Source organism: Bathymodiolus heckerae thiotrophic gill symbiont, assembly GCF_900128515.1.
Taxonomy (GTDB): domain Bacteria; phylum Pseudomonadota; class Gammaproteobacteria; order PS1; family Pseudothioglobaceae; genus Thioglobus_A.
On record NZ_FQTP01000024.1, the window covers coordinates 1 to 22865 of the forward strand.

General features: G+C 36.3%; 25 protein-coding genes and 4 pseudogenes. 10 read left to right on the top strand and 19 right to left on the bottom strand.

All coding sequences use genetic code 11. The annotated features are described in order from the left end of the window. Positions 1 to 425: 425 nt before the first annotated feature. The 6 genes and pseudogenes from BTHERMOSOX_RS11755 (at position 426) to mog (ending at position 3856) form a co-directional block, all read left to right on the top strand. A pseudogene (locus BTHERMOSOX_RS11755) lies at positions 426 to 800 on the top strand (hypothetical protein). Beyond that, the gene (locus BTHERMOSOX_RS04450) at positions 781 to 1608 is read left to right on the top strand and encodes a molybdopterin molybdotransferase MoeA (RefSeq protein ID WP_249360601.1); all 828 of its coding nucleotides are present in this window, start codon (positions 781 to 783) and stop codon (positions 1606 to 1608) included. Before BTHERMOSOX_RS11755 ends, BTHERMOSOX_RS04450 begins: the two are co-directional and overlap by 20 nt. Before the next feature lie 11 nt (positions 1609 to 1619). Beyond that, complete coding sequence (gene moaC, locus BTHERMOSOX_RS04455) at positions 1620 to 2093, top strand: cyclic pyranopterin monophosphate synthase MoaC (RefSeq protein ID WP_138119832.1); 474 nt, start codon at positions 1620 to 1622, stop codon at positions 2091 to 2093. A gap of 2 nt (positions 2094 to 2095) precedes the next feature. Next, positions 2096 to 3091: a GTP 3',8-cyclase MoaA gene (moaA, locus tag BTHERMOSOX_RS04460; protein ID WP_138119835.1), complete on the top strand. Its 996-nt coding sequence runs from the start codon at positions 2096 to 2098 to the stop codon at positions 3089 to 3091. Then, entirely contained in the window at positions 3088 to 3324 is a 237-nt protein-coding gene (gene moaD, locus BTHERMOSOX_RS04465; RefSeq protein WP_138119837.1) for a molybdopterin converting factor subunit 1, read from the top strand. The genes moaA and moaD overlap by 4 nt, the downstream gene beginning before the upstream one ends. 1 nt (position 3325) lies before the next feature. Further along, entirely contained in the window at positions 3326 to 3856 is a 531-nt protein-coding gene (gene mog / locus BTHERMOSOX_RS04470; protein WP_138119839.1) for a molybdopterin adenylyltransferase, read from the top strand. 332 nt (positions 3857 to 4188) lie between these two features. Here the strand turns inward: mog and BTHERMOSOX_RS04475 are convergent, their stop codons facing one another. From BTHERMOSOX_RS04475 to BTHERMOSOX_RS04520, 10 genes and pseudogenes are all read right to left on the bottom strand, one after another. Further along, positions 4189 to 4995, bottom strand: coding sequence for a formate dehydrogenase accessory sulfurtransferase FdhD (locus tag BTHERMOSOX_RS04475; RefSeq protein WP_138119841.1), 807 nt, complete (start codon positions 4993 to 4995; stop codon positions 4189 to 4191). A gap of 5 nt (positions 4996 to 5000) precedes the next feature. Then, positions 5001 to 6002 carry a formate dehydrogenase subunit gamma gene (locus BTHERMOSOX_RS04480; protein WP_138119843.1) on the bottom strand — a complete coding sequence of 334 codons (1002 nt, stop codon included), beginning with the start codon at positions 6000 to 6002 and terminating at the stop codon, positions 5001 to 5003. 136 nt (positions 6003 to 6138) lie between these two features. Beyond that, complete coding sequence (gene fdh3B / locus BTHERMOSOX_RS04485) at positions 6139 to 6732, bottom strand: formate dehydrogenase FDH3 subunit beta (RefSeq protein ID WP_138119845.1); 594 nt, start codon at positions 6730 to 6732, stop codon at positions 6139 to 6141. A 30-nt stretch (positions 6733 to 6762) separates the two neighbouring features. Next, a complete protein-coding gene (locus BTHERMOSOX_RS04490) occupies positions 6763 to 9630 on the bottom strand; it encodes a molybdopterin-dependent oxidoreductase (protein ID WP_138119847.1) in 2868 nt (955 codons plus the stop codon). A gap of 28 nt (positions 9631 to 9658) precedes the next feature. Continuing rightward, complete coding sequence (locus BTHERMOSOX_RS04495) at positions 9659 to 9844, bottom strand: hypothetical protein (RefSeq protein ID WP_138119849.1); 186 nt, start codon at positions 9842 to 9844, stop codon at positions 9659 to 9661. A 21-nt stretch (positions 9845 to 9865) separates the two neighbouring features. Then, positions 9866 to 10459: a TorD/DmsD family molecular chaperone gene (locus BTHERMOSOX_RS04500; RefSeq protein ID WP_138119851.1), complete on the bottom strand. Its 594-nt coding sequence runs from the start codon at positions 10457 to 10459 to the stop codon at positions 9866 to 9868. A gap of 78 nt (positions 10460 to 10537) precedes the next feature. Further along, positions 10538 to 11255: pseudogene (locus BTHERMOSOX_RS04505) on the bottom strand (IS1595 family transposase). 57 nt (positions 11256 to 11312) lie between these two features. Then, positions 11313 to 12884 carry a 4Fe-4S binding protein gene (locus BTHERMOSOX_RS04510; protein ID WP_171004643.1) on the bottom strand — a complete coding sequence of 524 codons (1572 nt, stop codon included), beginning with the start codon at positions 12882 to 12884 and terminating at the stop codon, positions 11313 to 11315. Then, on the bottom strand, positions 12841 to 13347 hold the full coding sequence (locus BTHERMOSOX_RS04515; protein WP_138119855.1) for a DUF3306 domain-containing protein: 507 nt from the start codon (positions 13345 to 13347) through the stop codon (positions 12841 to 12843). The genes BTHERMOSOX_RS04510 and BTHERMOSOX_RS04515 overlap by 44 nt, the downstream gene beginning before the upstream one ends. Continuing rightward, positions 13340 to 13855, bottom strand: coding sequence for a DUF3305 domain-containing protein (locus tag BTHERMOSOX_RS04520; RefSeq protein ID WP_212744626.1), 516 nt, complete (start codon positions 13853 to 13855; stop codon positions 13340 to 13342). Before BTHERMOSOX_RS04520 ends, BTHERMOSOX_RS04515 begins: the two co-directional genes overlap by 8 nt. A 90-nt stretch (positions 13856 to 13945) precedes the next feature. On the opposite strand from BTHERMOSOX_RS04520, the gene moeA reads away from it, so the two are divergent. Beyond that, positions 13946 to 15187, top strand: a complete 1242-nt coding sequence (gene moeA / locus BTHERMOSOX_RS04525) for a molybdopterin molybdotransferase MoeA (protein ID WP_138119859.1) — start codon at positions 13946 to 13948, stop codon at positions 15185 to 15187. On the opposite strand, the gene mobA is transcribed toward moeA, so the two are convergent. Both mobA and BTHERMOSOX_RS04535 read right to left on the bottom strand, forming a co-directional pair. Further along, positions 15184 to 16290 carry a molybdenum cofactor guanylyltransferase MobA gene (mobA, locus tag BTHERMOSOX_RS04530; RefSeq protein ID WP_138119861.1) on the bottom strand — a complete coding sequence of 369 codons (1107 nt, stop codon included), beginning with the start codon at positions 16288 to 16290 and terminating at the stop codon, positions 15184 to 15186. The genes moeA and mobA overlap by 4 nt on opposite strands. Beyond that, positions 16287 to 16925 (bottom strand): ABC transporter ATP-binding protein, encoded by a 639-nt coding sequence (locus BTHERMOSOX_RS04535; protein WP_138119863.1) that lies wholly within the window; start codon positions 16923 to 16925, stop codon positions 16287 to 16289. The genes mobA and BTHERMOSOX_RS04535 overlap by 4 nt, the downstream gene beginning before the upstream one ends. A 227-nt stretch (positions 16926 to 17152) precedes the next feature. Between BTHERMOSOX_RS04535 and BTHERMOSOX_RS04540 the strand changes: the two genes are divergently transcribed. After that, positions 17153 to 17959 (top strand): ABC transporter substrate-binding protein, encoded by an 807-nt coding sequence (locus BTHERMOSOX_RS04540; RefSeq protein ID WP_138119865.1) that lies wholly within the window; start codon positions 17153 to 17155, stop codon positions 17957 to 17959. Next, positions 17959 to 18657 carry an ABC transporter permease gene (locus tag BTHERMOSOX_RS04545; RefSeq protein ID WP_138119867.1) on the top strand — a complete coding sequence of 233 codons (699 nt, stop codon included), beginning with the start codon at positions 17959 to 17961 and terminating at the stop codon, positions 18655 to 18657. Before BTHERMOSOX_RS04540 ends, BTHERMOSOX_RS04545 begins: the two co-directional genes overlap by 1 nt. A gap of 195 nt (positions 18658 to 18852) precedes the next feature. Here BTHERMOSOX_RS04545 and BTHERMOSOX_RS12050 read toward each other — a convergent pair whose 3' ends face one another. The 6 genes and pseudogenes from BTHERMOSOX_RS12050 to BTHERMOSOX_RS04575 all read right to left on the bottom strand — a co-directional run. Beyond that, on the bottom strand, positions 18853 to 19008 hold the full coding sequence (locus BTHERMOSOX_RS12050; protein WP_138119877.1) for a TusE/DsrC/DsvC family sulfur relay protein: 156 nt from the start codon (positions 19006 to 19008) through the stop codon (positions 18853 to 18855). After that, entirely contained in the window at positions 19004 to 19354 is a 351-nt protein-coding gene (locus tag BTHERMOSOX_RS04555) for a tetratricopeptide repeat protein (RefSeq protein ID WP_138119869.1), read from the bottom strand. The genes BTHERMOSOX_RS12050 and BTHERMOSOX_RS04555 overlap by 5 nt, the downstream gene beginning before the upstream one ends. Before the next feature lie 179 nt (positions 19355 to 19533). Then, the gene (locus tag BTHERMOSOX_RS04560; protein ID WP_138119871.1) at positions 19534 to 19788 is read right to left on the bottom strand and encodes a hypothetical protein; all 255 of its coding nucleotides are present in this window, start codon (positions 19786 to 19788) and stop codon (positions 19534 to 19536) included. Next, the gene (gene vapC / locus BTHERMOSOX_RS04565) at positions 19788 to 20180 is read right to left on the bottom strand and encodes a type II toxin-antitoxin system tRNA(fMet)-specific endonuclease VapC (RefSeq protein WP_138119879.1); all 393 of its coding nucleotides are present in this window, start codon (positions 20178 to 20180) and stop codon (positions 19788 to 19790) included. Before vapC ends, BTHERMOSOX_RS04560 begins: the two co-directional genes overlap by 1 nt. A gap of 8 nt (positions 20181 to 20188) precedes the next feature. Next, positions 20189 to 20416 (bottom strand): type II toxin-antitoxin system antitoxin VapB, encoded by a 228-nt coding sequence (gene vapB / locus BTHERMOSOX_RS04570; protein WP_138119873.1) that lies wholly within the window; start codon positions 20414 to 20416, stop codon positions 20189 to 20191. A 90-nt stretch (positions 20417 to 20506) separates the two neighbouring features. Then, positions 20507 to 20918, bottom strand: a pseudogene (locus BTHERMOSOX_RS04575) (nitric oxide reductase activation protein NorD); the annotation flags it as partial. Positions 20919 to 21003: 85 nt separating this feature from the next. Here BTHERMOSOX_RS04575 and BTHERMOSOX_RS04580 point away from each other — a divergent pair. Beyond that, entirely contained in the window at positions 21004 to 22158 is a 1155-nt protein-coding gene (locus BTHERMOSOX_RS04580; protein ID WP_138119875.1) for an ATP-binding protein, read from the top strand. 583 nt (positions 22159 to 22741) lie between these two features. Here BTHERMOSOX_RS04580 and BTHERMOSOX_RS04585 read toward each other — a convergent pair. After that, a pseudogene (locus BTHERMOSOX_RS04585) lies at positions 22742 to 22865 on the bottom strand (IS1595 family transposase); the annotation flags it as partial.

The following is a 22865-nucleotide window of genomic DNA, read 5'->3' on the forward strand; positions in this document are numbered from 1 at the left end:
GTGTTAGGTTGATTTGCCAAATGCAGGGCTTCTAGTTTAAACGCTTTGGTAAAGGCTGTGTATTTTCTGGTCATTTTGGACTCCTAAATTGTTGTAATTTGGTGTCCAGTTTATTGGGGGAACTTCAATGCGTTATGATATTAATAAGTTCACCAAGCCTGAAAATCTTATGATACCGTTTATGCGATAGTAATTATTCTCTCACAAATTAAAGACTTATTTAGGGCGGGGAAATGATAAATAAGCGTGTTAAAATAACAAACATAAAGTTTAATTTTTAAAAAAACAACCTATGTTGTTGACTTTATTTATTACTTATTTTATTATACAAAAGTTTTTATAATATAACCAATATAGCACTTTGAATTACCCTTATCATGAGCAAACAAGAAATTGATTACAGTTGCGATCAAGTGCAACAACCTATGTTCAGTGTCGATGAGGCGTTAAAATTTTTACTTGACTCAGTTTTAACCTCCACAAAATCACAAACAAAATCACTCGATGAGTCGTTATATCAAGTATTGGCACAAAATATTCATTCAACAATTAATGTACCTAGATTTGACAATAGTGCAATGGATGGTTATGCAATTGCCTTAAAACCCGAATAAATCAGCACACCCGGTATATTGAATTTCAAAATAACTGATAGAATTCAAGCGGGAAGCACGGGAAGCACGCTTGCACCGGGTTGTGCTGCTAGAATTTTTACTGGTGCACCTATTCCGCAGGGTGCGAATACCGTTATCATGCAAGAGGTGTGCAAAGTTTCAAAAGATGGTTGCTCTACTGAATGAAAATATTAGACCATTGGGTAATGACATTAGCTCAGGCGATGTTATTTTAAAAAAAGGACGACAGCTCAAAGCACAGGATATTGCACTTACTGCCTCTATTAGTGTAAAAGAATTAAGAGTTTTTAAGCAATTAAAAGTTGGGTTATTTTTCACTGGAGATGAGTTAATTGAACCGGGTGAGACTTTAAAAAATGGTGAGATATTTAATTCTAATCGGTATGCATTGGTCGCCCTACTTACGCAACTAAATTGCAACATTGTTAACCTAGGAAACATCAAAGACGATTTTAATGCAACACTAAATGCACTTGACACACTTGCCGATGACTGCGATTTAATCATCACCACTGGCGGGGTGTCTGTTGGTGAAGAAGACCATGTTAAACCTGCGGTAGAAAAACTCGGCAAACTCTCTTTGTGGCGTATTAAAGTGAAACCAGGTAAGCCATTGGCATTTGGTCATATTGGTAAATCTGCCTTTATTGGCTTACCAGGTAATCCTGTATCCGCTATGGTTACTTTCTTCTTATTTGCACAGCCTTTTATCAAGAAAATGCAAGGTATGAGTAACTATAAAAATCAACCTATTCAAGTGCAAACTAATTTTGATTGGCTTAAACCCAAGCCACGACGAGAGTTTGTCAGGGTTCGATTAGACCACACCACAATGCCTGCTTCAGCCAGTCTTTATCCTAAACAGGGTTCCGATGTGCTAAGCTCTATCGTTTGGGCGGATGGTTTGCTAGAAATACCAGAAGACACTACCTTTTCTCAAGGGAAAGTGCTTAATTATTATTCCTTAAATTAACGCATAATACAATGAACAAACTAACTCATATTAATAACAAAGGTGATGCACAAATGGTTGATGTATCAGATAAATCCATCACCACCCGTATTGCTGTGGCTAAATCTGTGGTGTTAATGCAACCAGAAACTTTGGCACTAATTACTTCTGATCAACATAAAAAAGGTGATGTTTTGGCGGTGGCACGCATTGCTGGCATTCAAGCCGCAAAAAAGTGTACCGACCTCATCCCACTTTGCCACCCTTTGATGTTGACAAAAGTTAGCGTAGCACTGACTGCTAATACCGAAGAATCAAGCGTTGAAATTATTGCCACCACTAAACTTGATGGAAAAACTGGTGTGGAAATGGAAGCACTCGTTGCCGCTAGCGTGGCAGCACTTACAGTGTATGATATGTGTAAAGCAGTTGACCGTGGTATGGTTATCAGTCAAACTCAAGTGCTTGAAAAATCTGGTGGAAAATCTGGACATTGGAAAATATAATTATGCAAAAATTAATTGACCCCTTTAATCGTAACATTACCTATCTTAGAGTTTCAGTAACGGATCACTGTAACTATCATTGCCACTATTGTCGTGATGAAGACCATGTCATTAATACCACTCGAAATGAGATTATGTCTTATGAAGAAATTGCAACTGTATGTAGGTTATTTAGTGAATTAGGGGTAACAAAAGTCAGGCTCACTGGTGGAGAACCGCTATTACGAAAAGATATTCTCAATCTGGCAACCAAACTTGGTCAAATTCCAATGATTGATGACATTCCCATCTCAACCAATGCACATTTATTAGCACCAATTGCCAATCAACTTAAAGCAGTGGGCATCAATAGAGTCAATATTTCTATTGATTCTCTGGATAAAAAAAGATTTAAACAAATTACCCGTGGTGGTGATTTAGACAAAGTTATTCAAGGCATTGATGCTGCAATTGCAGCAGGCATGACACCGATTAAACTCAATATGGTGGTTATGCGTGGCATAAACGATGATGAAATTGAAGCGATGGTTGACTTTGTCATTGCACGCAACATTGACATTCGCTTTATTGAAACCATGCCAATTGGCACAGCAGGTATTGATGCTGTTGGGCATCATTATAGCGAATCTGATATTTTAAAAAGAATGCATACACACTTGCCAAATCGCTTGCTTGCCACTCATTCCAAACAAACTGCAGGGCCAGCTAAAAATTATTCAATTAAAAACAGTCGCTCATCCGTGGGTATTATTTCTGCAGTTTCTAATAATTTTTGTAGCAACTGTAATCGTGTCAGACTCACCGCAAAAGGTCGGCTAATTCTGTGCCTAGGTCAAGAAAATTCTATTTCTCTGCGTGATGCAATTAGAGCAAATATGAGCGATAATGAGATTAAGTCAATGATTATTAGTGCTATTAATAACAAGCCCGAACGACATGAGTTTAACACCAATATTAACAACATTAACAATGTGCAAATGGTGGAGATTGGCGGATGAACATCTTATATTTTGCCTCACTTAAAGAGGCACTTCAAGTTTCCAGTGAGACTGTAACGGCAAGCCCTAATATGACAGTCAATAAATTAAAACAACAATTAATTGAACACTATGGAGAGCAACATTTTCCAAACAATATTCTTTGTGCAGTCAATCATGAAATTGCCAACAATTTAACTCAATTAAATAATAATGATGAGGTGGCTTTCTATCCACCCGTTACTGGAGGGTAGAATGAACAATACAAAAATAAAAGTGGGGTTTATTACCATTTCTGATCGTGCTGCACGGGGCGAATACGAGGATATTGGGGGTCCTGCTATGCAGACTTGGATTAACAGCGCTCTGCTTTCACCTTATGAAATAGAGACGATTATCATTGAAGACGAGCAAGCGTTAATTGAACAAACAATGATGGAGTTTGCTGATAATAAACATTGTAATTTGATTCTTACTACAGGTGGTACCGGTCCCACAACTCGTGATGTAACGCCTGAAGCCACACAGGCGGTGTGCGAATGGATTTTCGATGGTTTTGCGCAGCAAATGCGCACCGTATCATTACGCACAGTGCCTACTGCTATTTTATCGCGTCAAATAGCAGGCACGCGTGGCAAAAGTTTAATTATCAACCTACCAGGCAAGCCAGAGGCGATTGCTGTGTGTCTCGGTGCGGTGTTTTTAGCCGTACCAAAATGCTTAGAATTATTAGACAATTCCAATATTCAAATTGATTTGGATTTTGTAGAAAAAGACTTCTCTTAAACTCAATAATTAGCCGTGGAAATACTGCATTATTTTGAGTATTTTCTGCCGCTATTATTTTTTTGTAGTGACATTTGTTATTCACGGCATAAATGCATTAGTTGATAAAGGAATATCGCTAATACCTAGGATTTCGCCGAGCATTTTAACCGATGATAAAATATTTTTACGGATTAGTGGTTCACCGCCATTTTTAAAACTCAAAACCTCAGAATGCTTGGCACGACTATGATGAAATTTATCTCAACAATAAAAATAACGGTAATTACAATGATTAGTAACTGAAATACGCAAGTAGTTTATTTTTCTTAAGAACGGGTCGATCAATATGTTTATTGTTGTTGATCAAAAATTAGTCTGTCTGCACCAGAAAATAACAAAAAATGTCGCCCTTTAGCACGGGCGATAATCATCATCCCAATATTTTCTGCGATTTCTAAACCCATTTGTGTTACTCCAGAGCGTGAGAGAATGATAGAGATACCCATTTGTGCTATTTTCATAACGATCTCAGAGGTGATTCTACCCGTAGTATAAAAAATAAAATCTTTATGGTTTAAATTATCAAGCCACATCAATCCAGAAATAATATCAGCAGCATTGTGTCTACCTACATCCTCTATGGCTATTAAGACTTCTGTATTTTGACAAAGTGCACAACTGTGCACCGCACCTGCAGATTTGTAAATTTCATTATAAGTATTTAAATTTTCCAGTAAAGTATAGATTGCACTTTGTGTAATTTTAGTAGTAGATAACTGTGCATGATAAACTTTGTCAATTGAACAACTAAAAATTGTGCCTTGCCCACAGCCAGTGGTAATAATACGCTTGGATATTTTCTTACTCAGATTTTTGATACCATTTTTACTAACAACCAATGCTTTTTCTGTGTCCCAATTAACCTTAATACTGAGTAATTCGTCCATTGATTCAATCAAGTGCTGATTTTTAAGATAGCCCAAAACCAGTGCTTCTGGCGACATACCTAGAGTCATTAAGGTAACGATTTCTTGGTCATCAATAAAAATAACCAACGGGCGTTCAGCACTAATATGAACATCAGATTGGTGATTTTTCTCGTTAATAACCGTGGTTTTAAAAGTAAGTGGCAAATTTGCCTGACTGAGATCAAGCATTGGATTTATTCTTTAATATTTTTGTGCCATAAACTGTGATGATCTTTTGCCCAATTTTCATCAACTTTACCTGTTGTCATAGCCGACATTGACCCTTCTAAGGCAACCCCCATATAAATATGACCAAACATACCCAAAATCATCAGTGTGGCTGATGCAATATGGACAATATTCATAAGTTCAATGACCTCTCTTTGACCTGAGACAATACCCGTAAATAGCATAATATAACCAGAAAAGGTAATAAATAGTCCTACAAAGAAAACAATCCAGAACCATATTTTTTCGCCCAAATTAAAACGCCATGCATCTACATGTTTGCCAAATAATCCACCACCAGACAGCAACCAATTAATATCGCCTTTTTGATAAAAGTTGTCTTTAATGAATTTAACAATCATAGCAATCAAGAATACACTGAAAATAGGCCCTACAATGTCGTGCATATCCATAGAAAATTCTGCCAGTGTGGCAAAAGCTTCCTTACCTAATAAAGGAATTAGAAAAAACCTGCCAAACAGTAACACTAAACCCGTTAAGCCTAAGATGATAAATGAAATAGCAGTGCCCCAATGTATAACCATTTCAATAAATTTAAAGCGTTCAACCAACTTGTCAGAAAAACCCTTGTTTAATTTAAATTTTCCAAAGATAAGATAAATCAACATAACCGTTATCAGTGCAAGTGGTATCAAAATAAGATTTACGCCTTCGATTTGATTTTTAAGCAAACGCCAATCTTCTCCATATGCATTAATAAACACACCAACATCATCGCCAATTGCCTGCGTTGAATACGATTTTCCAGAACGCACATTACGCCACAATTTCGAGCCTGGAACGCCAGAATATCCTGCTTCTATAGGTGCTTTAATAGAAATGTTTTCAGAGGTATATAAATGTTTTAAATTTTGAGTATAAGCTGGTGCATCAACGGTTTTTTCTGCCGCATAGCTATATCCAAACAGCGAAACAAATAAAATAAAAATGCGTGCAAAACTATTCATAATAAGTCCTTATCAACAAAGATTTTTTTGCATTTGCGTCATATGAATAACGATAGATGATCACCAAAATTAGCTATTACCTTCTATTTTTTATTTATATTTAACACATAACAACATAGAAACCCTTTATGATTTATTAAATACTCTTTTTATTGTAAGCAGTGCCCCAACCCCAAGCACCAGCACCAGAGCCTCTATAAGTGCCTCTTTCACGGAATATATTTGCCACCTCATCACCATCCCCCGCAAGTAAAGCCTTGGAAGAGCACATTTCAGCACAGATGGGTAATTTTCCTTCTGCAATACGGTTTGAGCCATATTTTTGCTCTTCTGCGTGAGAATGATCTTCTTCAGGTCCACCGTTACAGAAAGTGCACTTATCCATCTTGCCTTTTGAGCCAAAAACGCCCGTGCTTGGGAATTGTGGCGCACCAAAGGGGCAAGCATAGAAGCAATAACCACAACCAATACACAAATCTTTGTCATGTAAAACCACGCCATCATCAGTCTGATAAAAGCAGTCTACTGGACAAACTGCCATACAGGGTGCATCTGAACAGTGCATACATGCCACTGAAATGCTACGCTCTCCCGGCATACCATCGTTAATCGTTACCACACGGCGACGATTAATCCCCCAAGGCACTTCATTTTCATTTTTACACGCAGTAACGCAACTATTACATTCAGTACATCTTTCTGCATCACATAAAAACTTCATTCTAGCCATAATCCCTCTCCTCTTTTTTTTAATATTTTGTTATACTGACCAAATACGACACAAGGATGCTTTGGTTTCCTGCATTTGTGTTACCGTATCATAGCCATAAGTCATTGCTGTATTAGCAGACTCACCTAAGACATAAGGCTGCATACCTTTTGGATATTTATGCTCCAACGATTCCCCTTGTAAATGACCTGCAAAATGGAAGGGCATAAAGACCACCCCTGGAGCGACTCTATCGGTAACCATGGTTTTAATTTTAACCTTACCGCCCTCGGGTCCTTCTAACCACATCATCTCACCATCGCGAAGATTATTATTATTGGCATCAACCACATTTACCTCAGCAAACATATCTTGTTGCAATTCTGCTAGCCATTTATTAGAACGACTTTCATCGCCACCGCCCTCATATTCTACCAATCTTCCAGAAGTTAAGATTAATGGATATTGTTTCGAATAGTCTTTTTCTTGAATTGAGGCATATCGTGTTGGTAGACGATAATGTGAACGCCTATCGGCAACAGTTGGATAGTCTTTGACCAAATCACGGCGATTGGTGTAAAGTGGCTCTCTATGCACTGGCACTGGATCTGGGAATGTCCAAACCACTGCTCGGGCTTTAGCGTTGCCAAATGGAGAACAGCCATTTTTAATGGCAATTCGTTGGATGCCACCAGAACGATCGGTTTTCCAATTTTTACCTTCTGCTAATTTTTTCTCTGACGAGGTTAATTGATTCCACCAACCAAGTTTTTTCAGCATTTTATCGTTAAACTCTGGATAACCATCTTTAATTGCAGAGCCTTTGGAATAAGAATCTTCTGCCAAAAGATTAGCACCATTACGCTCAACACCAAAACGCGCTCTAAAGGTTAATCCACCTTCGGCAACAGATTTACTGGTGTCATATAAGTTGGGTGTACCCGGATGCTTCATATCGCCCGTACCCCAACATGGCCATGGCAAGCCAAAATATTCGCCATGACACTCGCCACCTTTGGCAATAAGTGTAGTTTTATCAAAGGTATGCAAATTTTTCATGTGTTTTTTCAAACGCTCAGGTGTTTGACCAGTATAGCCAATAGTCCACATACCACTGTTAAATTCACGGGTAATGTCCTCAATCAAGGGCTCATCATTATTTACCTTAATATGTTTAAACAATTGTTTATCAATGCCTAATTTTTTAGACAATTTATACATAATAATATGGTCGGGTAAAGAATCAAACATAGGATCAATCACCTTATCACGCCATTGCAGCGAGCGATTAGAGGCGGTTACTGAGCCATAAGTTTCAAACTGGGTAGAGGCAGGCAATAAATAGGTGCCGTTTTTACGCTCAGACAACACTGCACTGGTAGTTGGATGCGGGTCAATTACAACCAGCATATCCAATTTTTCCATTGCTTTTTTCATATCCAATGTTCGGGTTTGTGAATTGGGCGCATGTCCCCAAAAAATCATAGCCTTAATGTTGTCTTTTTGTGCAATGTTTTTCTTATCTTCTAACACACCATCAAACCACCTGCCAACGGTAATGCCCTTGGTATTCATTGGTTTTACGGCTTTGCCTTTAGATTTTTCGTAACTGCCTTGATCAAAACGATTTTTAATCCAATTATAATCAAGATCCCAAACCTTGCTCCAATGTTTCCAAGCACCGGCAGATAAGCCATAATAACCCGGTAAAGTATGGCTTAATATACCAAAGTCAGTTGCACCCTGCACATTGTCATGACCACGAAAGATATTGGTACCGCCACCTGAAACACCCATATTACCTAGAGCTAATTGAAATATACAATAAGCTCTAGTGTTGTTGTTACCAATAGTATGTTGAGTGCCACCCATACACCAAATAAAAGTGCCCGGACGATTATCTGCCATTAGTTTTGCAGTTCTTCTAACTTGTTTTTCTTTGACACCCGTTACTCTTTCAACTTCAGCTGGAGTCCATTTTTCCACTTCGGTACGAATTTCATCCATGCCATATACTCGCTGTTGAATAAAGTGTTTGTCTTCCCAACTATTCTTAAAAATATGCCATAACATCCCCCAAACAAAAGGCACATCAGACCCAGGACGAATACGCACATATTCATCAGCATGGGCAGCGGTTCTGGTAAATCTTGGGTCAATCACAATCAGTGGTGCGTTGTTGCGTTCTTTAGCCCGAAATATATGTAACATAGAAACAGGATGTGCCTCCGCTGGATTACCACCTATTACCAATATTGCCTTAGAATTATGTATGTCATTAAAAGAATTGGTCATCGCACCATAACCCCAAGTGTTGGCAACGCCTGCTACCGTGGTTGAGTGGCAAATCCTCGCCTGATGGTCAACATTGTTACTGCCCCATAGTGCCGCCATTTTTCTAAATAAATACGATTGTTCGTTGTTAAACTTGGCAGAACCCAATAAATACACAGAATCAGAGCTAGATTTTTGACGAATATCTAACATTTTGTCACCAACTTCGTTAATCGCTGTATCCCAAGAAATTTTTTTCCATTTGCCATTGACTAATTTCATAGGGTATTTAAGTCGCCTCTCACCAACTCCGTGTTCACGCACTGAGGCACCCTTAGCACAATGTCCACCAAGGCTAAATGGATGGTCAAAATCTGGTTCTTGCCCAACCCATACACCATTTTTAACCTCAGCTAAAACACCGCAACCCACCGAACAATGGGTACAAACTGAGCGAATGGTTTTCACCTTGGCTTTTTCAGTAACATTGTTTGCTTGAGTTGATTGCGATACAAATAAGGTTGGTAAAGCACTGGCAGCAGCAGTGCCACCAGTGATAACACCTGATTTTTTAATAAATTCTCTGCGAGTTAGTGTATTGTTTTGCAATACTTGATTATTGCTTGTTCTTGCAGTTAGTTTCATATATTCTCTCCTCGTTAAAAATGGTTAACTAAAATCTTGCACTTGAATAAAATTGACGATTGTGTGCTGTATTAGCGTAAGTTGCACTAGTTAGTGCCATATCATTCGACAGGTTTGGCGTTGCCAAAGATGTAGTTTTGCCCAATACATAAGTTGCCAAAGAAACACTACTACCTAATAACAAGGTCTTCCCTAAAAATTTTCTGCGATTCATATTATTTTCCCTCTAGTTATATTAAAAATTAAAATATCTTCTTTCTGTTTGCATAAACCACTGTCCAAAATAAGCCACCAAATGATAATGCTTAACTTTTTCTATTTTAGACAAATCATTAAAAAAATCATCCACCCAAGAAGCAATGTTCTTTTCAAAAAATATTTTTTGTTGCTCAAGTGATAAAGACAAGCCAGAAATTGACAAACGCATCACCTCAAAAACCCCTGCAATATGATCGGTTGGATCTTTTTGTGTATCCTGTGACTCTAAACCCATGGCACGAATATCATCTCTTAAATTAGACAAGGGTTTGCCCATAAGGCATCCTGCTAAATAATGAGAATAATAAGGCAACAATTCACCCGTACCCAAGCCAATAAACAAACGATGATATTCATCATCCAAACTTTCTAAATTTTCGTGGTTAAAATTATCTTTAAGTGCTTGCCAAGTGTCAGTATTAATATGACAGTCGTTAATAATATCAATTAAATTTGAATTTGCAGGTGCAATTAGTATTGCGCTTAATAGAGCATAGATGTTTGATCTTTCTGCCTCTAAATGACAAGAGGAGTCAGCGTTCTTTGTTGTGTTGTTAATTGTTGCTTTCATTAACTTAATTGACTATTAAATTACTATGTTTCGTATCCTAACATAGAAGTAAACACTAAAAATAACTATCATTACATCCTAATAAAATAATAAACTAGGGTCATGACAACTTAAGCGACTCTTTCTGAACATTTCAAGCAAAATCTTATAAAGATTTTGCTTGCGATTATTGAATCTAAATTCACATTCTTTCAAGTGTAAATTAAACATATTTTTATTCATTCCTTTAAATTTTACCAGCCTTGTTTTGGTATAACCCCAAAATGATTCTATGCCGTTAATATGTGCATTACCACGAGCAAATTCATTCTTGCTATGATGTACTCTAAAATGCTTCTTATAGCCAAAATCTACTAAACCATTATACCCTCGCCAACCATCAGAATGAATGACGCTTTCAATACTAGTTTTACCCTTGATAATCCTTTGTGGGGTAGTACTTTTGCAGTTTGGAACGATCTCAGTATAAACCTTATCACCTCTTTTTAGCAAGCCAAAAACAATGGTTTTCCCTAAGGCGCCACGGCCGCGTTTTCCGCGGACGCGCCGTGCGCCAAAATAGCTTTCATCGACTCACTAGTGGGGCAGATTGAAGTATGGATAATTCTACAATTCTAAGCCTAATAGCGGTTAAATATTTGTTGATTGTTTGTCTGCTCAATCCTGTTAATTCCTTGATTTGAACTGCGTTCAAATCAAGAAAAAAATACTTAATTATTTCTCTAAATCTCTTCTCTGAAATACGGGAACGATTTACATACTTGTTTTTTTTACTTTCATAACGGTACTTTAACATGATTTTAAATATGCTTGGGTTGTCATGACCCTAAACTAATAAGCTAATAAATGAAATCTATTCAAATAAGGCTTTAACACGGCAGTCTTCGCATTTTTCTAAGTTAATTAATTTATTATCGGTAAACATACTGTGCCCTTTTAATTTTTCCATCATTCTTTTGACCACTTGAGTGGAACCAAAAACTTTGCCACAATCAATGCATTTAAAAGGTTCGTCTTGATTGAGGCTTCTTTTATCTGATCGTTGTTGATCGCTAAAAACTAAACGCGCATTTAATTGCATAGCATTCTCAGGACAAGATTTCACACACAGACCGCATTGCACACATAAACTTTCTTGGAAATTGATAATTGGCGTATTGATATCTCCTGAAGACAGCGCCTTTGTCGGACAAACAGAGGTGCATGCCATACACAAAGTGCACAATTTTTCATCAATCAACACTTCGCCAAAATAAGCGTCATCATCTGCGGTGAAATCACATTGCGATAAAGTATTTTTGTTTGGATAGTGATATAAGAAATCAATCATAGCAAAAATACGCATGCGTTTATTGTATAAATCTATCATTCCTATTGTGTTACTCAATGGTGTTATGCCATCCGAGATTTGCGAACTTTGTTCTACCAATTGCACAAAGCTAGCGTTAGAGTTATAACCCAAACTACTTAAAATTTTATGCATAAGATTGGTTTGCTTGTCTAACGCCTGTAGAGTTTGTGTGGGTTCATCAGCACAATGCACAATAACACTTTCAGCACCAAGGCAAAAAGCATATAAAAAAGATTCTAACCCTAAGCAACCAACCTCTTCTAAAGCAATGGGCAAAACATTCTCCATCATATGTGGCAATAATGTCAAATTATCTGCAGAATGAAATAAAATTTTGGCAGATGTTCCGCCCGCATTTAAATAAGTGCTCATTAGGCTGTGCATTTTTTTGGCTTGGTCGTCAATGGTGGGATAAGCATAAGAAATTGCTCCAGTAGGGCAAACACTGGAGCACCCTCCACAACCATGACAAAGGTTTATATTTGCTTCAACATAGTTACCATTACTACGAATAGCATCTGCTGGGCACACATCAATACAACGCTGGCAAAGTTCAGTTTTGTTGCGATTATGAACACACAACGATGTGTCTAAATTCAGAAATTTAGGTTTATCAAGTATGCCAATGAGTTGATTGACCTCTGTGAGCATTTCTTCAGTATGGCTTGTGTTTTTATCCAGTGTATAGTAACCAAATGGTGGCACAATAGCTGTTTCTACTTCCCCAATCAAATCCAAGACAATATCAAAATACTTATCCTCTGCCATCAGTATTTTATTTTCATTATTAACTTGTGCACTGATTTCAAAACTTCCCAAATAACCACCAATTGAGGTTAAGTTGCCGTAAGTAATATTATCAATATTTTTCTTTGTTTGATTGCGTAGTAAATAATATGGGGTAAAGTCGGCACTTAGTTGATTGGCAACTGATTGTGCTCGTTCAATTGAAGTAGCGACGATCAGTATAAACCCTGAAGAGTGATAAGAGACAAGGCTAGCAGGGTTAATCCAAACCTTCTCTAATGCACTAATTGCTTGCTGTTTCGCTTGATTGTTTGTGTTTACTGTCATTGTTTTTAGTTGATTGTGTTTCATCTACAATAGGGTCTAAATTTTCTTCTTGTTCTTTTTGTTTTTCTTCTAAAATTTCTTCCTCTGCCTTTTTCTTTTCGCGTTCAATTTGTTGTTTTAATTCGTGTGGGATAATGTCGCCTAACAGTTCAAATGTGGTGTAATTTTCATCATAATCATTTAAACCATCTAAAATATTAATCGAAGGGGATAGAAATAATTTACGCAACGCTTTCTTTTTTAAAATTTCACTGACCTTACTAGACATAAACATTGAATAATCAGATTCTTCATTTAAAGTGTCAATATCAGGCATATCAGCATCAGTTAAACTATTGATAGACTCAGTCGAAATTTCTTGTTGTTGATCTAATTTCGTGTATTCATCTTTTAATGATTCAGTTTTCACAGCTTGTTTGCGTTCATCAAACTGTGCAAAAATACTTTTTTCTAGCTTACTCATAAACACTCATCTTTTGATAATGCTCACCCGCTGTGCCTTTAACCAATTTACGCTTTTTACGCTTTTCTGGTTTGTAATTTTCTAGCACAAAGCGTTCTATGGTTTGGTAAATTTGAATATCAATTGCCATAGCATATACCGTTTCATCAGTTTCCATATAAATCGCTGCTTCGTCATAACTAAGTGTTACTAAAAAAGGATTTGGGCGATTGTCGTCATCTTCACGGCACACAACAAAGATACTTGCATTATCCGAAACAAGGTTTTGATAATAACTGTCTAATTCGTCACGCACCAATTCTAGAATAAAACCATCATACTGATAAATGGGCTCATTATTGATATTACTAATTAGGGTTATCTCGTTTGTTTGCTCTACATTTTCCTTGGTCGGAATCACACCAATAGCCTGCCATTTTTCTGTTATCCATGGATTATCTATTTTGAAGCGTTGTAATAATACCGCCACATGCAAGGTAATGTTGTTACTACCAGATTTTAAGAACACTCCTTCCATGATAAAAAAATAAAACCAAATAATAAAATAATCTTAAATTATAATACAAGAACTTTATATAAATAAGGGTAATTAAAAAAAATGCAAAAAATAAACAGTTGTTTAAGTGATCAAGACACTTCCTTGACGCTCAATCAGGCACAAGAAAAATGTTTTAGTGCAATTAAAAAAAACTTGTCTGTTGAAAAAGTTGCCATTCGTTCTGCCTTCAATAGAGTCATTACACAAGATATTATTGCACCTATTAATGTCCCTGCACACATCAATTCTGCGATGGATGGCTACGCATTGCGTAAAAAAGATATGTTAAACAACTCGTCTTTTACTGTTATCGCTACAGTTTATGCAGGTCAATACAGTGATGAAAAAATCAAAAAAAATACCTGTATCCGCATTATGACAGGTGCAGTTATTCCACAGAATACTGATATTGTGATTCCTCAAGAATTTACAACCAAGGTAGGCAAACAAATTACCGTTGATAATTATATTGGTGGCGACAATATTCGCTTTGCAGGCGAAGATTTGGCTAAAGACAGTGTGGTGTTGAAAAAAGGACGCTTGTTAAATGCTGCTGATTTAGGCTTATTGGCATCATTAGGCATTGCCGAAGTCAGTGTTTGGCGTAAACTGCGTGTTGCTTTTTTATCAACGGGCGATGAATTGCGTGGGTTAACTGAATCTTTAAAAAAAGGTGAAATTTATGACAGTAATCGTTATTCTTTGTTTGGAATGCTACATAATTTAAATGTTGAAATATTGGATATGGGCGTGGTGAAGGACGACTATGCCACCTTAAATGCTACTTTTACACAGGCTGCACAATGTGCCGATATAGTCATTAGCACAGGTGGTGTTTCTGTCGGGCAGGCTGATTTTGTTAAACAAGTATTAAGCGATATTGGCACGGTTAATTTTTGGAAATTAGCCATTAAACCCGGGCGACCTTTAACATTTGGAAAAATTAATGAAGCATATTTTTTTGGCTTGCCAGGCAACCCTGTAGCAACAATGATTACATTCTATCAAATTGTCCAACCATTTATTAAAAAATTAATGGGGCAAATTCAAGGCATTAAGCCTTTGCTTATTAACGCTAAAAGTGAGACGGATATTTTCAAATCAAAAGGCAGAGTTGAGTTTTTGCGTGCCAAATTCAGCAATAATGACGGTGAATTAACCGTGCAAAAACTAAAAAAACAAGGCTCTGGTGTACTCAGCTCTATGAGTTATGCCAATTGCTTGATTGTGCTTAGTGAAAACACAGGATCAATTAAGGCAGGGGAGTGGGTGAAAATACAGCCTTTTTACGCTTTAATTTAATGCCCCATATAGGCCAAAATAAAATCACCAATTTGCTCAATATCGTTAATATCTAACGACACTCTATCGCACTCAATGGGGATTTCATCACCAGCAAAAGCAATCACATTAACATCATTTTCAAAAATATTAGGATGATTGAGCGCTTGTCTTTGTAGCTCTATTTTAGGGAAAATTTCGCGTTTAAACCCCTCAACCAAAATCAAATCTAATTGCTTTAAATTCAGTTGTTCAAACAATGCAAACAGTCCTAATTCTTGCTCAGTATAACGATTGATTAAGGCAAATTTATCAGCAGAGCTGATGAGTACTTGTTCAGCACCTGCGTGGTAACATTCGTAACTGTCTTTTCCTTTATGGTCTATTTCAAAATTATGATGTCCGTGCTTTAGATAAGCAAGGCGAATATTTTTTTGTTTTAAATATTTGATAAGTTGAATGATTAATGTGGTTTTCCCTGTGCCGCTAAAAGCAGCAAAACCTAATATTGGCACATTTTTAATACGATTTACTTGAGTTAAGGAGGCGTAATCTTGTGGCGTGTTCAGGTTGATGAAGAAATCTTGATATTGAGATAAATCGGCAATTGCTAATGTATGCTGCTGATACCACAAATCAATTTTTCGATCACCGGTAGCTAAATAAGCCAATAAACTGCTGAGTAAATCAGTTTTTAGTAAGGCAAAAGTAGGCTGTAATCTATTACCATCATGTGCCACACAAATTTGTGCTTTTTGTTTTGTTAGTTCGGTTTTTAGGGTGGCTAATAATTCTGCTCCAATCATCGGACAATCACAAGGTAATACTAACAAATAAGGTGTTTTAGCAACCTCCATAGCTTTAGCAAAGCCTGCCAAGGGGCCTTGAAAATTTGTTGTATTGTCTTCAATAATTGGGTTTTTAATAAACTTTTGATACCTTTTTTGGTTGCGATTGGCATTAATTAAAATACTATCAACTTCATTTTCAATCACTTCAATTACATATTGAATTAGTGGTTTTTGGTTGAGTTGTATTAGCCCTTTATCTTGACCATTCATACGACTAGAACGACCCCCTGCCAAAATGACTGCTGTTATTTGTTGATTGCTAATAATACTCATAGTGATAGTTTTTGATCGGCAAGTTGTAAAGTTTTGCTTATGACATTATGCGCTATTTCTTCGGTATGTGTCGTAATAACAATACTGCGCCCTTTCTCCAATAATTGCCTTAACAGTTGATAAAATTTTTGTTTAATATCTTGGTCTAAGTTTTCTGTTGGTTCATCCAGTAACCAAATTTCTGGATTTATTATTTTTGCTCTGGCAATGGCAACACGCTGTATTTCCCCACTAGACAAGTTGTCTGGATGTTTGTCTCTCAAATGAGTTAGGTTTGCCCAGCGTAGAACTTCTTCAACGCTATTTTGATGTTTCTTAGATTTTTTAAAGTGCAATGGATAGGTAATATTGCGTTCAACGCTACAATCAAACAAATATGCTTTACTGGCTAAATAGATGCTATCAGCAGTTAATAAGTGTCGTTTTTTTGCAGGAAAAATGCTATTCTGGTAATAAATTTCACCCATATCTGCACTCATTATCCCTGCCATTATTTTTAATAAGGTGCTTTTTCCGCTGCCATTTTTTCCTTTAATAATTAAACATTCTCCACTCATAAGATGTAATTTATCGATAGATAAAATAGGTTTATCGTATGATTTTTGAATATTTTTAAAACAAGCAATTTCTTCCACTACCTGACCTTCTCTTATTAAAAAAAGTTAAAAAATTAAAGGGATTATATACCTAAACACAAAAAACAGCGGTAAAGACGATAAAGAATTTCTCTTAGTTCGAATTCAACCTAGATAAGGTTTCTAAAATTCACTTTGAAAAAAATCCATTGAGATTAATCAATCGGGTATTATGACTCTAAGACTCTAAGACTCTAAGACTCTAAGACTCACCTTAAAAACTTAATATGTTATTTAAATATATAAAATTATTACTTGCTATATCTTTACTAACAATCCACTCAGTATCTAGTGCATCTAACAAAATTACCATGGCAACCACAACCAGTACTGAAAATTCTGGTTTACTAGATTATTTACTACCTATATTTGAGCAACATTATCATATTCAAGTGAAGGTAATAGCCACAGGCACTGGTAGAGCACTGAAACTAGCAGAGAAAGGTGATGTAGATATTATTATAGTACATGCACCTAGCAAAGAAAAACAATTTGTCGAATCTGGCTATGGTATTGAACGCAAAAGTTTAATGTATAACAAATTTCTAATTGTTGGACCTAAACACAACCCAGCCAATATCGTTACTACCGATAAAATCGGAACAATATTTAGTAAAATTGCCAGTCAAAAAATACCTTTTATTTCTCGTGCAGATAATTCAGGCACTCATATCAAAGAGCAAGATATTTGGAACAGTGCTAATCTAAAACCTCACGGGTCATGGTATAAACAAGTAGGACAAGGCATGGGGAAAACACTACAAATTACTGATGAATTAACTGCCTATACCCTTGTCGATATAGGGACTTGGTTAAAACTAAAAGATAAAACAAGTTTGATTTCTGTGTATGACAATGATTCAGAAGTTATTACATTTAACCCTTATAGCGTTATTCTGATTAATCCTGAAAAGCACCCGCACACCCATTACAAGCCAGCCAAAATATTATCAAATTGGCTCACTTCTACAGCAACAAAAAAAATCATTAACCAGTATAAAATTAATGGGCAACAACTTTTCTTTGCAAACTGATGTCTGATAATTTATGGACAATGGTTTTAAATGCACTGTTCTTCCTTTTTTCTGGCGATAAGGCGCTGTGGGAAATAATTATCGTTTCATTGAGAGTTTCTTTATTTGCTATTTTAATTAGTGCGCCAATTGCCTTTTTATTGGCCTTTTTATTGTCTAATTATCATTGGCGTTTTAAAAAAATAGCGTTGTCTATTACTCACACATTGGTCGCAGTGCCAGCAGTTGTAGTTGGTTTGGTCATTTATTTACTGCTATCTAAGTATGGCATACTGGGTGATTTATACTGGCTCTTTTCACAAAAAGCAATGATACTAGGGCAAATTTTATTGGCTTTTCCCATTATTTTAAATGTTAGCTATAGTGGACTTAATAGCATCAGTAAACAAGCAGAAGAAACTGCTATTACCTTTGGTGCAAATCGCTGGCAAGTCGCACTTATCTTAATGTTTGAATGTCGTTTTACTTTAATCACAGCCATCACTATGGCGTTTGGTCGTATTATTGCAGAAGTAGGAAGTGCAATGATGATAGGTGGCAACATACTACACCATACTAGAAGCATCACCACAGCTATCGCTTTAGAAACCAGTAAAGGAGAGTTCAGTCAGGCTATTGCACTGGGTATCGTATTGGTTGTTTTAGCACTTACACTTAACTTTTCTATTATATTTTTTAATAAAAAAACCAATTTATAAAAACCTCGCCCTTTGTCTAATAAAAGTTGCTTTTAGTAGTTATTATCAGTGATTTTTTTAACAAGATTATTTAACCAGTGCCCCAGTCTCTCTAGGGCACCTCATATCAGAAATCTTACATATAACCATAAGAAAACAAGGGGAATAATTTAGCCCCCCTACCTCTTTCTTGCTAATACTTAAGTCCACAGCTAACTACTTAAAAATATAAACATCATGCATTAAATTAAGCACTAACCAATACTCATCATTCAATTCTAAATTTTCTTTTTTAGCCAACTTGATAGTAACATCACGCTGTTTAATCAAATAGCCTTCTGCATCAAATTCAATGATGTTACCTCTTTTAATTCAAATTAGCCAAACGACGACGGTAAACACCACTTTCTTTTGGATTAGTGTTTGCAAGCATATTGCAAATCAGTCCAATCATTTCTTTAGCTGCCCCTTCTTTAAAATCAGGATTATTTTCTTGAATAAAAAACAACCTTTCCACACCTTGCTCAACCTCATGTTGTGCAAATAGGCAAAGTGCCAAATCAAAGTTCGCTTGATAATTGTCAGGAGATTTCAGCACCTGATCTTGAAGTGCTGCCATGCCTGCCGTGTTTTGTGCCAGTTGCTTAAAGTTAAGCTGGCTGGCAATTGACACCCCCATCTCGCTCTTTTGAGCGCTATCTGGCAAACGATTAAACACTGTTCTAATTCGTTAATATCCAAAAATATTTGCACCATATCTAATGCCACGAGAACATTGCTTGGGTCGGATGAAATCGCCTCTGTTAATAATATAATAGCGTCTTTCGTATTGCCAGAAAGATGTTGCTCTCTGGCTTGTTTTCTAAGTTGATCAGGTTTTTTCATTGAGTTTTTCTGTTAACGGGGTTGAAATAATATTGACTTAATAGATTGGTAATTAGTGGCAACATTACGCAAGCTTTCCTCGCCTTGCTCCTCAGAAATTTTACCCTGTTCAATATCTCTTACTTGGTCAGCATACATTTTTTTCAAGGTTTCCAGTGTGGCATTAATTTCATAAATGGTGGGGTTATCTTCATCTTCCCAGTCTTGTGGCAATGTATGTGGACACTTAGGCTTAAACTCAATTATCTTCTCATCTTTATCAAACATTACACCGCCCAATTTTCCACTTTTAAGCCTGAAACTCTATCAAATTCCTTCGTATTATTAGTAATAATAACGGCATTGATACTTTTAGCATGAGCGGCAATTAACATATCCAATGCACCAATAACTTTACCTTGTTTTTCCAAGCTTGCTCTAATTTTCCCATATTCAATTGAGGCTTCTAAATCGTATTGAGCAATATTTAAAGGCGACAAAAAACTTTCTAAAGCAATAATATTTTGTGCAATACGCTGACTCTTAAAAGCACCATGATAAAGTTCAGAAATGCAAATACTAGAAATATACAATTTTCCTGCCTCTTGTTGACTAAGTTTTTCCAAAACTTTGGTGGGTTTATTTCTGATAATATAGATACAAATATTGGTATCCAGCATTAAAAGACTCAAAATAAATCCTCTCTAATTTGCTGAGGTGGCTGATTTCTATCTTCCATAAAATCATCAGAAAATTGATCTAATGCATCGCTCATCATTTGCCAATCCACTTTTTTAGGGGTAAGTACAATTGACTCCCCTACTTTTTTAATTTCCACCTCATCGACATCAAAACGCATCGCCTTAGGCAGTCTTACTGCCTGAGAATTACCCGATTGAAATACTTTTGCTAACATAGCACACCTCTAAAAATATACACAAAAGTATATACTAAAATTTAGCTTATTAAATTTTTCAGTGGGCCTTACTCGTTGAAAAAATAAAAATTAGGCAGTAAGGCTAGCAAATAGTAATGGCAGTTGCTCGGGAAGTTTTTCAACATTATCAACCACGGTGTAATTATTTTCACCAAAAATGCGTTTTACATAGGTATCAGCATTTGGGTCTAGGGTTAGGCAATAAGTTAAAACGCCAGTGGAATAGAGTTCTTCTACAGCTTTTTTGGTGTCAAAACGAAGGTGTTGTGGGTCGTTTTCGTCAATGTCGGCAGGTTCGGCCGTCGGTAACAAGTAAAATCAATTTGCGTTTTTCATTTTGTTTGTGCAAGTGTGTGCCAGCGTGTCTGAGGGCTGCACCCATACGGGTAGACAGTCCGCCTTTCATACCTGCTAGGCGAGATTTGGCTTCATCGTCAAAGTGTTGGTTGAAGTCTTTGAGGCGGAAATATTGCACATCATGATGAACCTCCCCCAATAATTTCATGGTATTTTTTTATGTAATTATATAGTTTAACTTTAATATTGCATATGCTATAATGATAATTATGATTAAAAGAGAAATCACCAAAGAGTTATTAGTCCAACTACAAGAGTACCCAATCGTAACTGTATTAGGGCCTCGTCAATCTGGAAAAACGACATTAGTCCGTCATATATTGCCAGAGTATGATTACGTATCTCTAGAAGATCCTGATAATAGAGAACTTGCCATTGAAGATCCTAAAGCCTTTTTAAAGCGATATCAAGGTAAAACAATTTTTGATGAAATACAACGAACCCCTAATTTACTAAGTTACTTACAAGGTATTGTTGACAATGAAAATATCAACGGCAGATTTGTACTAACAGGCTCTCATCAATTAGAATTACGCGCTGCAGTATCACAGTCACTGGCTGGTCGTACAGGTATCCTACATTTGTTGCCACTTTCTATTGCAGAGTTAAAATCTGCAAGTATTGAATTTGATGATTTTGAGTCGTATGTTGTTCATGGATTTTTACCTAGAATTTACGACCAAAATCAAAGGCCTAATCGCGCTTATTCAAATTATTACCAAACCTATATTGAAAGAGATGTTAGGCAGCTAATTAAGCTCAAAGATGTTAGCTTATTTGAAAAATTTATGAAGCTACTTTCAGGAAGAGTAGGGCAATTGGTGGATTATCAATCACTAGGTAATGATGTCGGGGTTAGTTCAGTCACGATCAAACAATGGCTCTCAATTTTGGAAGCATCTTTTGTGGTATTTAAACTACCACCTTATTTTGAAAATTTTGGCAAGCGCGCAATTAAATCACCTAAATACTATTTTACTGATGTAGGTTTGTTGGCTTATTTGCTCAGCATTGAAAAGCCAGAGCAGGTAAGCCGTGATCCATTGGTTGGCAATATATTTGAAAATCTCATAGTGATAGAAGCATTAAAGAGTAGATACAACCAAGGTCATAATGCAGACCTGTACTTCTTTAGGGATAGTAACGGAGTTGAGATTGATCTACTGTGTAAAACCACACAAGGACTTATTGGCGTTGAAGTTAAGTCGCCATCAACTTGGCATGCTAAATTTGCTAAAGGGTTACTGGCTTTTTCTAAAACCAATTCCCAGTTATCACGTAGCATTGTTGCTTATAGTGGTAAATCTATTGACCTTAGTAATGGTGTTGAAGTGGTTGAATATAAACAGTTTTCAATTTATTAATCATAATGCATTTCAATATAAACCATTAACAAACGCTTTTTTTTGCGTGAAGATTGGTTTAAGATAAGCTAATTTATATAAGCACTATTGGTCCTAATTTAGGGTTTGCAGTGCGGTAGCCATGCTAAATCCAGCTCTTATTTTCTAGAGTGTATTGCATTATGATGATGAATGCAATATGATGATTTTATATTTTATTGGGAGTTTATCATGCCATCATTGTAAGTTAGAGAGTTACCAGAAAACATCTATTATCAGTTGAAAAAAAACAGCTGAGCAAGATCATCGTAGCTTAGCTCAGCGGGCGGTTGCTGTTTTAGCTAAAGGCTTAAAAGTTTCAAACTCTCCAAAAGAGCGTCGCTTGGCGTTATTGCAACAAATTGCACAAGAGTCTGTATTAGATAGCGAAACGCTTGACGCAACCCCTGAAACGCTTATCCGAGAGCACGTCCAAATTTAAGATGTACCCATTTATCTTCAGAATTGTGCCACAATATCGTAAATCGCGATATGAAATAATATAGTACAACTGAAAATTCTTGTTTTAAAATGAGCAATGCAAGCCTACCTTAAAAAATAAGGGTCATGACAACTTAATCGACTCTTTTCTGAACATTTCAAGCAAAATCTTATAAAGATTTTGCTTGTGATTATTGAATCTAAATTCACATTCTTTCAAGTGTAAATTAAACATATTTTTATTCATT